Source organism: Paucibacter sp. DJ2R-2 (assembly GCF_025717675.1).
Lineage (GTDB): Bacteria > Pseudomonadota > Gammaproteobacteria > Burkholderiales > Burkholderiaceae_C > Paucibacter_A.
In genome coordinates this window covers 167,353-179,573 of the sequence record NZ_JAJIRT010000003.1, presented here as the reverse complement: position 1 = coordinate 179,573, position 12,221 = coordinate 167,353, and the positions used below count along the sequence as shown (strand labels likewise).

Below are 12,221 nucleotides of genomic sequence, written 5' to 3'. Positions count from 1 at the left end.
TCCTGAGTGTTCAAGCTCAGACCTTCAGGCCGTAGAACGCCACAGCGTTCGCCGACCAGATCTGATTCTGTTCATGGGGTGACAACTCGCCGATGAGCGCATCACTCACCGCGACCCAACGTTCGTAGTTGCCGGCTAAATTGAGCACAGGCCAGTCACTGCCCCACATAAGTCGACTGGGACCAAAATGCTCCAACAGGAACTCCCAAACGGGTCGGATCGCATGGAGCGCCTTGTCCATCGTGGCCACGTCAGCAACTGAGGCCTCGTTGAACAGCCCTGAGAACTTGCAATGCAACTGAGGCTGCTGTGCCAAGGAGCGCATCTGCGAGCGCCAGTGGCTCATGCCGTCGCTGGACCATCCATCCCGCAGGGCGGGTTTGGCGGCGTGGTCGATAACCACCTCAAGTCCCGCATGCTGCCGGGCGAACAGCTCCAGCATAGGCAGATGGTCCACCTTCACCAGTGCGTCCAACTTCAGCTCCAGAAGCGTCATGGCGTCCCAGACCTGCACGCCTGGCGCCCGTAGCAGCCAATGTGGGTCCGGCAAATCCTGCAGCATCGGACGTATGCCGCGGAGCTTTGAGTTGGTTGCCATTCGGATGAGTCGCGAGACGCAATCTGGGGCTGCTAGGTCAACCCAACCCACCACTCCCGCGACCCAAGGCGTCACCTCGGCGATTTCCAGCATGAAAGCAGTCTCCGCCTCCGTTGCTGCAGCCTGGACTAGAACCGAATGCCGGACATCTGCCGCCTGCATCAGAGCGGCAAGCTCCGGCGGCAGAAAGTCTCGTCTCAGTGGAGCGAGCGCTGGGTCATCCGGCGACATCCAGTGATAGTCACCTCGCGACGGTCGCCAGAAATGGTGGTGGCTGTCGAGTCGAACCGCCTCTGCAGACCGAGAACCAGTCGCATCTGGCTTCAAATCGTCACCCCTCCGTCGACCAGAATGGCCTGACCGGTCACAAAGCTGGATTCATCGCTCAACAGATAGACCACCTGAGGGACGATGTCGTCTACGGTCGCAAGACGCCCCATAGGCTGGCGCGCAATGAAGTCCTTTTCTGCTTGAATCGGATCCGGATTGGCTGCAATTCGCTCACGCAGCGAAGGCGTGTCCACAGTGCCCGGGCAGATGGCATTGCAACGCAAGCCGGCGCGAACAAAGTCTGCTGCCACGCCCTTGGTCAAGCCGATCACTGCCGCTTTGCTGGCTCCGTAGGCTGTTCGATTGGCGAAGCCTTTGATCGATGAGGCCATCGAAGCCATGTTCAAGATAGAAGCGCTGCCGCCCGTCCGTTCGGACTTGGCCAGCATGCCTGGCAAAAAGGCACGGATCATCCGGTACATGCTGGTCACATTCAGCTCAAAGCTGAATGCCCAATCCTTTTCCTCACAGTTCAAGACGCTGCCGTTGTGCACATAGCCGGCGCAGTTGAAGAGCGCGTCAATTTCACCGACCCGCTGAGCAAGCGCCAGGATCGCCGAAGCATCCATCACATCCAAACGATGCACTTCAACGCCCGGGGCGTCAGCCTTCAGGCGATCCAACAAGTCCTGATTGATGTCGGTGGCGATGACACGCGCACCCTGCGCGGCGCACGCCAGCACACTTGCCCTCCCAATTCCCTGACCTGCTGCCGTGATCAAGATGGTCTTCTGGTTCAGTCTCATCGCCTAGCTCCGCCGGGTTGCGCACAAGATTGCAGGCTTCAAATCCTGCCGTAAATTTCATGCATGAATCGTACATTCATGGATGAACACTGGTCAACAAAAATCTTGCCAACAGATACAAAACGCCCATTGCCGACAACATGGCGATCATGCCTGTGATTTTCACTGATGAACTGTTATTCTACCAGTGACATTAAAGAGCCCTTCGGCCGGTCTTCACTACGGATAGCCCTCTGATCATGCTTAAGAACATCGACCCCATCCTTTCCCCCGAGCTGCTGGCACACCTACGCGCCATGGGGCACGGCGACGAAGTGGCCATCGTTGACGCCAATTTCCCCGCTCAGCGCGTCGCCCAAAGACTCGTCCGACTGGATGGCGTTTCGTCTACGCATGTGCTGACAGCTGTCTTGTCTCTGCTGCCACTCGACACCTATGTCGACGCTGCAGCCCATGTGATGCAAGTCGTCGGAAGCGAGGATGTGCCCCCCATTGCCAACGAGTACCGGGACATCGTGGTGAAGCAGTCCGGTTCCGCGTTTGGCCAACTCGGGAAGATCGAGCGCCACGCCTTCTACGAGCGCGCCGCCCGCAGCTACCTCGTGATCGCAACCGGAGAAACAAAGCTGTACGGCAATGTGATCCTGACCAAAGGCGTGATTCCGCCCGCCAACTGAGGACACCAGCGCTACACAGCGCTGCTTGCCGGCCCCGCCCTTGCTTGACCAGGGCGCAGTGCCGCCGCGGAGCGCTGCCTGATTTATTAGCAATCGGAACGGAGCATTTGTGAACAAGATCAAGACCCTGCTGGTCGCCAATCGAGGCGAGATCGCCATTCGGGTGATGCGCGCGGCCAGCGAGCTCGGCATACGCACTGTGGGCATCTATGCCAACGAAGACCGCTTTGCCTTGCACCGCCTGAAGGCGGATGAGAGCTATCTCGTGGGCGAGGGCAAGAAGCCCATTGCCGCCTATCTGGACATTCCCGACATCATGCGCATCGCCCGGGAAGCCGGCGCCGATGCCATTCACCCCGGCTACGGATTCCTATCCGAAAACCCAGAGTTCGCTGATGCCTGCGCCAATGAGGGGATCTGCTTCATCGGCCCCACGGCAGAGGTCATGCGAACCTTGGGCAACAAGGTGGCCGCCCGAACTGCGGCCATGGCCGCGGGCGTGCCAGTCATCCCCGCATCGCAGGCCCTGCCCCAAGAACCAGATGAGCAACTCCGCATCGCCGCCGAGATCGGTTATCCCCTGATGCTGAAAGCCAGCTGGGGTGGCGGTGGGCGGGGTATGCGCGCGATCGAGTCGGCCGATCAGCTGCTGGAACAAGTGGCCGCCGGTCGGCGTGAGGCACTGGCCGCCTTCGGCAACGACGAGGTGTACTTGGAAAAGCTCATCCGCCGTGCTCGCCACGTGGAAGTCCAGATCCTTGGCGACTTGCATGGCCAGCTTGTGCACCTCTTTGAACGCGACTGCTCGGTACAGCGGCGCAATCAAAAGGTGGTGGAACGAGCACCAGCCCCTTACCTCGAAGACACCCAACGCCAGGCCCTTTGCGCCAGCGCGCTCAAGCTCTGTCATCGCGTGGGCTACACCCACGCCGGTACGGTGGAGTTTCTGTATGACGTGGACAGCGAGCAGTACTACTTCATCGAGGTGAACCCGCGCATCCAGGTCGAACACACTGTCACCGAGGAAGTGACCGGCATCGACATTGTCAAAGCGCAAATCCGCGTCAGCCAGGGTGCACGCATCGGTGAAGCAGCGTCCGGCGTTCCTGCCCAGCAAGACATCCGACTGCAAGCCCATGCACTGCAATGCCGGGTCACGACAGAAGACCCAGAAAAGGGCTTCGCTCCCGACTATGGCCGCATCAGCGCCTACCGCAGCGCCGCAGGCTTTGGCGTGCGCCTGGACGGCGGCACCGCATACAGCGGCGCCGTGATCACCCCGTTCTTTGATTCCTTGTTGGTCAAGGTCACCACACGCGGACAAACGCCAGCCGAGGCCATCCAGCGCATGGATCGCGCCTTGCGCGAGTTCCGCATCCGCGGCGTCGCCACCAACCTCCAGTTTCTGGAGAACGTCATCCGCCATCCCAGCTTTGCGGACGGCAGCTGCACCACCCGTTTCCTGGACAACACGCCCGAGCTGTTCCGTCTGGCGCCACGCCGCGACCGCGCCACTCGCCTGCTGCGCTTCTTGGGCGAAGTCACCGTCAACGGCAACCCTGAGATGAAGGGGCGCAAAGCGCCGGAGCATGCCATCCCCGCCGCGCACAAGCCCGCCCAGGGCGGACATGGCGAATTGCCGGCTGGCACACGGGACCGCTTGCGTCTGCTGGGACCGCAAGGCTTCGCCACATGGATGCGTGAACAGCCGCAGGTCCTGCTCACCGACACCAGCATGCGCGATGCCCACCAATCGCTCTTCGCCACGCGCATGCGTACGCGGGACATGGCTGACATCGCGCCCTACTACGCACGCATGCTGCCGCACCTACTCTCTGTGGAGTGCTGGGGTGGTGCCACCTTCGACGTGGCCCTTCGCTTCCTGAAAGAAGACCCCTGGGACCGCCTGCGTCGCCTGCGTGCCGCAATGCCCAACCTGCCACTGCAAATGCTGCTGCGCTCAGCCAATGCAGTGGGCTACACCAACTACCCGGACAACGTAGTCCAGTTCTTCATTCGCCAGGCGGCTCAGACCGGCGTGGACATCTTCCGCGTGTTCGACTCGCTCAACTGGGTGGAGAACATGCGCGTGGCCATGGACGCCGTGATCGAAGCCGGTGCAGTGTGTGAGGGCACGATCTGCTACTCCGGTGACCTCTTCGACAGCAGCCGACCCAAGTTCGGCCTGAAGGCCTATGTCACCATGGCCAAGGAGCTGGAACGTGCGGGCGCCCACGTGCTGGGCATCAAGGACATGGCCGGAATCTGCCGCCCCCGCGCCATCCGAGAATTGGTGCGTGTGCTGCGCGAGGAAGCCGGCTTGCCAATCCACTTCCACACCCACGATACCTCGGGCATCTCTGCCGCCACCGTGCTGGCAGCGATCGACGCTGGCGTGGATGCGGTGGACGGAGCCCTGGATGCACTGTCGGGGCTGACCTCGCAACCCAACCTCACGGCCATCGCCGATGCCTTAGCCGGAACGGAACGCTGCCCCGAGGTGAACACCACCTCCATGCGAGAGATCTCGGCCTACTGGGAAGGCGTGCGCCGCCACTACGCACCGTTCGAAGCCGAAATGCGCGCTGGCACCTCCGAGGTATACGGCCACGAGATGCCGGGCGGTCAGGTGACCAACTTGCGCGAACAAGCGCGATCCCTCGGCATTGCCCACCGCTGGTCCGAAATTGCGAGGGCCTACGCTGACGTCAACCAGCTTTTTGGCGATATCGTCAAAGTCACCCCCACCTCAAAGGTGGTGGGCGACATGGCCCTCTTCATGGTCATGAATGGCCTCTCGGCCGAGGATGTCCTGGATCCCGCGCGCGACATTGCTTTCCCGGACTCGGTGGTCTCGCTGTTCAAGGGTGACCTAGGTAGGCCTACCGACGGGTTCCCAGCCGAATTGGCAGCCAAGGTCTTGCAAGGCGAGTCTCCCCTGCCCGGCCGCCCCGGCCTGGGCCTGGCGCCAGCGGATCTGGAGGCCGAGCGCAACCACGCCTCCAAGATCGCGGGCCACCACGCCAGCGACCAAGAGCTGGCCTCCTACCTCATGTACCCCAAGGTGTTTGCCGACTACCACGCCCACCTGCGCAACTACGGTGACGTCAGCGTACTGCCCACATCCAGCTTCTTCCATGGACTCAAGGCAGGTGACGAACTGGCCGTACGCATCGATGCCGGCAAAACACTGGCCATTCGGTTGCAGGGCATCTCCACTGCGGAAGACGCCGACGAGACACAAGAGTTGTTCTTTGAAGTGAATGGCCAACCCCGGCTGCTTCGCGTGGAACGTGCGGGCAAGCAAGCTGGTACCCGCGACCGCGCCAAGGCCGAGCCCGGCGACAACAGCCAAGTGGGCGCACCCATGCCCGGCCTGGTCGCCAGCGTGGCCGTTCGCGTGGGCCAACGTGTTCGCCGCGGTGACACCCTGCTCTGCATCGAATCCATGAAGATGGAATCGTCGGTCTTCGCTGAACGAGATGGCTGCGTGGCCGAACTGCTGGTGACCACCGGCCAGATGGTGACAGCGAAGGAGTTGCTGATCCGGCTGGGGGACTGAAAGAAAGCAGGACCTCTGAGGTGCTGTCCTGCCGGATGCGTGGACGAGCGACCGGCGACCTCCACCGAATTCAACATCTACTGCGCATCAGCCCCTCGACCCTCGACATTCATGAAAACTAGCTAAGCAGGACGCGGCGCTACTTCTGTTGTGAATTAGGCCCGACGGGTGGTTCATTGGTTTGGTCGAAAACCGATTCCCAGGACCACTCACATCATCCGTTCGGCCAGAGCATTGACCGAAAAGGTTTCCGTGAATGACGCCGCGTCAAAGGACGCTGCATAGAGACTAGACATGGTTTTGAACCAAGATCATTCGCCATCACAAGAGGCCCTGCTCAAGGGCTATTGTGGTTGCGACCGAAGTTCCAGAAGTATCTTGGCACTTTTTGCACCGACTTTGATGGGGCGCCATGAAGAATCAAAAAGTGCCACCAGAACATCCGAAAAAACTAAAGGCCAAGGCTCTTTTGCCATTGTTTTGCAAATCCAAAAATCAAAGGAAAAATTATGCCGATCCAACATAGGCGCGTAGGGAAAAATGGCGTAATCGTCAGCAATCTTTGTTTGGGAACAATGAACTTTGGATGGAAAACATCTGAAAAAGAAGCCTTTAGAATAATGGACAAAGCGCTGGACCATGGCATCAACTTCTTTGATACTGCCGACGTTTATGGCGGCGAAAGCGTAAACGGAGATTTCCAAAAAAAGGGACTTACCGAAGAGATTATTGGCAAATGGTTTGCTCAAGGCGGTGGGCGCAGGGACGCTGTAGTGCTGGCTGCAAAAGTATATGGCTCGGTCAAACGAGATGACCGCTTAAGAGAGCCCAACACAGATGGCTTGTGCTTGTCTGCCATGAAAATCAAAAAGCACTGTGAAGATAGCTTGCGACGTATGCAGACAGAATGGATAGATCTTTATCAAATGCACCATATTGATAGAGAATGCCCTTGGAGCGAAATCTGGGATGCTATGAATTCGTTGCGGATCCAAGGTAAGATCGTTTACAACGGTTCAAGCAACTTTGCCGGCTGGGATATTGCCACAGCAAACCAAGAGGCTGACAAGCGTGGAATGCACGGCTTGATAGCAGAGCAAAGTATCTATAGTCTAGTTAACCGAACTATAGAGCTAGAAGTAATTCCATCATGCAAGCACTATGGCATGGGCATAATGCCGTGGAGTCCGCTGGCTGGGGGCATCTTGGCCGGACTATTGGATAAATCCAAAGCAAGCGGTCGACGCAATAGTTTGGAGATGGAATCCGCCATCAACAAATGGCAGAGCCAATTGACTCAATATGAAGACTTATGCAAAGAACTCGGCGAACAGCCTGCGACTATTGGTTTAGCTTGGCTGCTGCACAATCCAGTTGTGACGGCGCCGATCATCGGGCCCAGAGCAATTGACCAATTGGATAGTGCGATTCGAGCAACAGAAGTGGTTTTGGATGCAGCCACCCTAAATCGCTTAGATGAAATATTCCCCGGCCCAGGCGGCGAAGCCCCATATGCATATGCTTGGTAAGGGCAACAAACTATTGAAGAAGCATAGCGACTTCGTTCAGAAAAATAGGTGGGCACGACGGAATTGACCGCCACAAAGAGAGAGTAAAGTGAATTTTACTTTGAGCACATATGGGATGCAGAAAAGAAGCAAAGCCACACATGCCTTTGTCTTCCCACCTTTTTAAAGTCCTGCTCATGCAAAGAGCCATTTCTCGAAAGTCAACATGGCCTTTTCGATGACTTCCACTCCCACTTGATCAGTTTCAGTTTCTTGATTGCTACAGCATCAAAGGCAACTGCTAAATTGCCAAGGCGCTCACCCTCTCACGCTTCAATTGCCGGGATAGTGCTGAGCCGATTAAACCTGCACCGTTTTCCTCAAATACGTTGTCAAGCAATTCATCCATCTCCACGGACAAACCAAGCAGCCCGGCACGCTTGTCGGGGGTGTCAAAGATGCATCGGGTGCCGTCCGGCACCATCAAGCTCTCAGCGAGCGCTTGATTCGCATATAGGGCATCGAGATGCCGCTGAGTCTCTGCAAGCACTGCGAGATCGGTGAACTGACCCGCGCGCAAGGCGTTCATATCTGCGTGATACATGATCGCGCCAATGTCGAAGCTTGAAAGTTGGATGCCGCGCTCGGAATCCGCCTTGATGTTCTTGCACAGCCGAATCGCTTTGCGTAGTCCTCCACCGATCAACTCGCAACGACTTCTGATTCGGTCGATGTGAACGAACGGGCGGTTTTCAATCGTCTCGCCGGTCTTCTTGTTGTAGATCGTGACGGCTCTATCCATCTCTCGGTCACTGAGTTGGTAGCTGGTCGTGTCATGCCAGTGCGAAGGCACCACATCGACGTCGCGAGGCAACGACCCGCCAGAGGCTTTCACCGACTTGGCACCCATCGTGTCGACCTTCGCAGCCGGAAACGCGTTAGGCAAGTCTGCCTCGACCTGCTGACGGAGCTCCCGCAGCAATTGAACAGAAGTCTTCTGAGATGGGTTGCGATACTCGCCTAGGCGAGCCTTGGCCCCGCTCGAATCGTATGTCCAGAGCTCCGTTGAGATTGCAAGAAGGTCTACATCACTGACACCCTGGATGTGAACGTTCAGTGGGACAGAGCCCTGAAGTCGGAATTCGGCATGGACGCCGGCCCTTGCAAGTCGATCACGAAGCTGATCAGCCACTCGCAAGCCGGTCTCCAGGCTGATTTCGGTAGACCTATGGCTCACCGCCTGCATCGAGCCGATCGCATAGCGTGTCCAGTGCTGTGTAGCGCCCCCCCGATTCTCCCAGGCCTCGGGTGTCACGACCGTCGCTGGGCGCAAACTTGCAGTCGCAGCTTTGGCAATCGCCTCCATCGAGACGTTGTCCGGGCCTTTACGGCGCTCTCGCAAACGTGTGAGTCGCGTGTTGATGTCCTTGGCCATCAGTTCCTCTTCCTCCACTGCATCGTTCCGAAGTTCAGACGCCCGCGGCCGTTGAAATATTCGCCCGTAGCGGATTCGAGTTCCTTACCGATAGTCATCACGGCACAACCCGCATGAGCCGCAAGATCTCCAGGCCCAGGCTTAGGTTCGTTCCGATAGTGGTACAGCAGCACGAAACCGTTGATGCTGTCGTGGGCCACCGCTGCGGAGATGCTGCTCGACCCTGAGGTACTTGTCTTGAGCTGAATCCTCAGCTTGTCCCAGCACTGTTTGATCGTGATTTCACCCTGCCAGCAGTGCTTCGGCTTGCCCACTGCATCGAGGGTCACGCCTTCACAATCCCAGGCCCCCGAAATATCGGGCACCTTGATCAACCACGTGACCACAGGCCATTTCCAGGCGAACCTGCTCAGCAGGTAATACAGAAGCCCGAAGAAAGCGCCCGCGCCGACAAGTGACAACACAGCAGGAGGCAAATTGACGTTCCAGCCCAAAGCCCTCGCCAGGTCTACCGCCGACAACAGCCCGTAGACAGCCCAGCTAGAAAGCACTCCCGCACCGAGCGCGAGGACCCGACCAACTCTCGCTCGGTTGACGCCGCCCATGACGGAGTATTCGTGATCGTGTGGTGCCACTTTGGGTACTTCCCTTTGAGACTCGAAAGAAGGGCCTGTCGTCAAACGGAAATGACGACAAGCACACCAACTTCATGTCTCGAAATGTTTAACTTGAGTTTGCGATAAAGGACTCGAAGACTCAGCGCTTACCAGCGCTGACGGTCAACTTTCTCGACCCAAACGGAGTGACGGTCGCGCGGATGCTGTAGCCGGCCGGCGAAAGGCCCATGATGGGCAAAATGGCAATTCAGAAGGCCCGCCGAGCACGCCACTGGTCAGCCTTAAGCTGACTTCACATTGCTAACGGTTGAATTCCTCGCTTCATCCCTATCCCCAACCCGCACTTTCCAACTGCTCCGCACCCATCAGCCGTTCCGGCAACGGATACCTGACGACGCGACGAAACGACCAGCTTGCACAAAGGCCAGTGCGATTCACGATGACTCAAAGTGCGCAACCAACAACCCTAGACTCAAGTCCGCGCGTCACTCACCACCAACTGGCTCGCGATCGTCGCCGCTGTCTGACTCAGGTGCGCCAACGCTTCATCTTGTGTACAGACCATGCTGGATGACTTGACGAAGGGCACGGTCAAAGCAGCAGCGGCAAATTCACCGCGGCAGATAGGCGCAGACAAATCGGTAACGCCAGCGACAAAGTTGCTAGGCAATACGCCGTAGCCGGACTTGCATATCTTGTTGACTCGCTTGATGAAAGCATCCATCTCAGCGTCGTAGTCAGCGGCATCAGTGTCGAACCAGCGTGCCCAACGCTCGCGCGTCTTCTCGTTCTGGAAGGCATACAGCACCGCGCCAGAAAGCGTGCTGATCAGGGGACGGCGATAGCCCACTCGTACCGAAAACCCGATGTCCTCGCTGGACTCCATACGAGCAACGACCACCATCTGGCCTTGCGAGTGCAGGACCAAATGGCAGGACTGCCCGATGTCTTGCGAAAGCTGGCGCATGCACGGTAGCGCCACTTCTACCAGCCCCTTTACCGCCGGCTGGTTCATGCTGAGGGCAAACAACTTGTCCGTCAGGTGATAGCCTTCCGTGCCCTGGGCGCGTTCCAGGAACCCACGGAACTCCAGCACCTGGATCATGCGGAAAAGCTCACCGGTGGACCGGTCAAGCTGGCGCACGATCTCAGCCACCGTGATCGGCCCACGTTGCGCGGCGATCAACTCCAAGATGTCCAGACCTTTTTCAAGGGCAGGCGCCTTGTACAAGCGCTCGTCAGCCTCAGGGACAGGTTTGGATTCGACTTGTTTGGGCATGTAGCTCAGCCTGTGTAAAGAGGGGTCATGGCCACCCAATGGGTGGGGTGCCGAAATCATATCGGACTGCTACACCCGTTAACCCACCCCTAGGGCTGCGGCCCGACGTTGCGCCCGGCGCTCCAGGCGCTTGCGAATCACCCCATGACGGGCACGAGATAGGGGCAGGCGAGAAGCACACCAGGCCGCGCCAAAAGCAAGGCATGCCGGCACAAATGCCATTGCCATACAGATCCCGAAAGCGGCAGAGGCACTGTGGGTGTTGTTGGCTGGATCAAAGCCAAAGGCACTTGCCAAGGCGAAACCAAAAGCGGCACCCAGGCCAGAGATGGCCTTGTAGAGAAAGGCGTAGATGGCATAGAAGGTGGCCGTCTGATCTACCGAGGTCTTGAGCGTGGCGTAGTCAGACACGTCGCCCAGGATGGAAGGCGGAAGAATCTGCCAGGCAGGCTGCACCAGCTGCAAAGCCGCAAACACCAAGAGGTACTGGATGAAGGCGTTCGGACCGGGCCGGATGAAGCCCAGCAGGATGAAGAAGAAGCCGCTCAGAGCGATGCCAAGCAGCAGCATATGGCTCTTCTCAAACCGGCCCATCCACTTCAGCCAGACTGGGATCATGATCAGGTTGAGCGGGAGGCACACCGCATAGATGAAGGGGGCCTGCTTGCCCAACTGCAGATAGCTGGCCAGGTGCAGATACGCCAATGCCACCTGCATGCCATTGCCGATGAAGAACAGCACCACCATCGCCGAAAAAATACGCAAGGGCCGGTTGGCGCGCAAGGTGCGCATGAGCTCTCTAGGCGAGACCCGCTTCGCGGCCTGCTCCGCCACTTCACCTTGTGGGCAAAAGCGCGTGGCCAAAAAGATGGTGAGCGGAAACACGAAGGCGATCAACATGAACGCAATTCGCAGCGTTTCACCGTTGTACTCTGCCAGCAACAGCGAGTGCACATTGCCGGTCTTGTGCAACTCGATGATGAGCGGCAGCACCAAGAACAACAAAGTGCCAGCAAACAAGAAACCGGTGCGGTAGGAAAAGATGCGCGAACGGTCGTCGTAATCCCGGCTGAGCTCGGCGCCCCAGGAGAGGTGCGAAACCTCCACCACCGTCCATCCAAGAAGGGTGACAAAGTAGGCCACGAAGAAGTAGCCGTCGAACAGCCGCTCTTGGGTGGGATTGAAGAGGAAGTAGGCCCCGATCAGCAGGATCACCGAGCCCAACACCACCCAGAACTTTCGCCCACCAGGCCAATGGCGCGTGCGATCAGACAGCATACCAACCACAGGGTCAGTCAGTGCATCGAGAATCTTGCACAGGGTGATGGCTGTTGCGATGGCGCTGAGGCTGACACCGAACTCACGCGTGTAAATGCCTTGAATAATGCTGCCTGCGGGGCCGACCATGATGGCCAGGAAGAAGATTGGCAGTGCATATAAGACTGCCCTCTTACGATCAAACATGAAGT

General features: G+C 58.2%; 10 protein-coding genes. 4 read left to right on the top strand and 6 right to left on the bottom strand.

The features are described from left to right. Positions 1-16 precede the first annotated feature (16 nt). Positions 17-925 carry an amidohydrolase family protein gene (locus LNV28_RS10115; protein ID WP_263568882.1) on the bottom strand — a complete coding sequence of 303 codons (909 nt, stop codon included), beginning with the start codon at positions 923-925 and terminating at the stop codon, positions 17-19. After that, positions 922-1,674, bottom strand: coding sequence for an SDR family oxidoreductase (locus LNV28_RS10110; RefSeq protein WP_263568881.1), 753 nt, complete (start codon positions 1,672-1,674; stop codon positions 922-924). The genes LNV28_RS10115 and LNV28_RS10110 overlap by 4 nt, the downstream gene beginning before the upstream one ends. Positions 1,675-1,913: 239 nt before the next feature. Between LNV28_RS10110 and LNV28_RS10105 the strand changes: the two genes are divergently transcribed. From LNV28_RS10105 to LNV28_RS10090, 4 genes are all read left to right on the top strand, one after another. Beyond that, positions 1,914-2,351: an RbsD/FucU family protein gene (locus tag LNV28_RS10105; RefSeq protein ID WP_263568880.1), complete on the top strand. Its 438-nt coding sequence runs from the start codon at positions 1,914-1,916 to the stop codon at positions 2,349-2,351. A 109-nt stretch (positions 2,352-2,460) separates the two neighbouring features. Beyond that, positions 2,461-5,913: a pyruvate carboxylase gene (locus LNV28_RS10100; protein ID WP_263568879.1), complete on the top strand. Its 3,453-nt coding sequence runs from the start codon at positions 2,461-2,463 to the stop codon at positions 5,911-5,913. Between the two features lie 294 nt (positions 5,914-6,207). Further along, on the top strand, positions 6,208-6,447 hold the full coding sequence (locus tag LNV28_RS10095) for a hypothetical protein (protein WP_263568878.1): 240 nt from the start codon (positions 6,208-6,210) through the stop codon (positions 6,445-6,447). Then, on the top strand, positions 6,423-7,442 hold the full coding sequence (locus LNV28_RS10090) for an aldo/keto reductase (protein WP_263568877.1): 1,020 nt from the start codon (positions 6,423-6,425) through the stop codon (positions 7,440-7,442). The genes LNV28_RS10095 and LNV28_RS10090 overlap by 25 nt, the downstream gene beginning before the upstream one ends. A gap of 280 nt (positions 7,443-7,722) precedes the next feature. Here LNV28_RS10090 and LNV28_RS10085 read toward each other — a convergent pair whose 3' ends face one another. The 4 genes from LNV28_RS10085 to LNV28_RS10070 all read right to left on the bottom strand — a co-directional run bounded on the left by LNV28_RS10085 (position 7,723) and on the right by LNV28_RS10070 (position 12,216). Next, positions 7,723-8,856 carry a nucleotidyltransferase family protein gene (locus tag LNV28_RS10085; protein WP_263568876.1) on the bottom strand — a complete coding sequence of 378 codons (1,134 nt, stop codon included), beginning with the start codon at positions 8,854-8,856 and terminating at the stop codon, positions 7,723-7,725. Then, complete coding sequence (locus tag LNV28_RS10080; RefSeq protein WP_263568875.1) at positions 8,856-9,461, bottom strand: Cap15 family cyclic dinucleotide receptor domain-containing protein; 606 nt, start codon at positions 9,459-9,461, stop codon at positions 8,856-8,858. The genes LNV28_RS10085 and LNV28_RS10080 overlap by 1 nt, the downstream gene beginning before the upstream one ends. Positions 9,462-9,945: 484 nt before the next feature. Continuing rightward, on the bottom strand, positions 9,946-10,752 hold the full coding sequence (locus tag LNV28_RS10075) for an IclR family transcriptional regulator (RefSeq protein ID WP_263568874.1): 807 nt from the start codon (positions 10,750-10,752) through the stop codon (positions 9,946-9,948). Between the two features lie 78 nt (positions 10,753-10,830). Then, a complete protein-coding gene (locus tag LNV28_RS10070) occupies positions 10,831-12,216 on the bottom strand; it encodes an MFS transporter (RefSeq protein ID WP_263568873.1) in 1,386 nt (461 codons plus the stop codon). Positions 12,217-12,221 lie beyond the last annotated feature (5 nt).

Coding starts and splice junctions, on each gene's coding strand:
- LNV28_RS10110 (WP_263568881.1), bottom strand. CDS start 1,674: ATGAGACTGAACCAGAAGACCATCTTGATCACGGCAGCAGGTCAGGGA.
- LNV28_RS10105 (WP_263568880.1), top strand. CDS start 1,914: ATGCTTAAGAACATCGACCCCATCCTTTCCCCCGAGCTGCTGGCACAC.
- LNV28_RS10095 (WP_263568878.1), top strand. CDS start 6,208: ATGGTTTTGAACCAAGATCATTCGCCATCACAAGAGGCCCTGCTCAAG.
- LNV28_RS10090 (WP_263568877.1), top strand. CDS start 6,423: ATGCCGATCCAACATAGGCGCGTAGGGAAAAATGGCGTAATCGTCAGC.
- LNV28_RS10085 (WP_263568876.1), bottom strand. CDS start 8,856: ATGGCCAAGGACATCAACACGCGACTCACACGTTTGCGAGAGCGCCGT.
- LNV28_RS10080 (WP_263568875.1), bottom strand. CDS start 9,461: ATGGGCGGCGTCAACCGAGCGAGAGTTGGTCGGGTCCTCGCGCTCGGT.
- LNV28_RS10075 (WP_263568874.1), bottom strand. CDS start 10,752: ATGCCCAAACAAGTCGAATCCAAACCTGTCCCTGAGGCTGACGAGCGC.
- LNV28_RS10070 (WP_263568873.1), bottom strand. CDS start 12,216: ATGTTTGATCGTAAGAGGGCAGTCTTATATGCACTGCCAATCTTCTTC.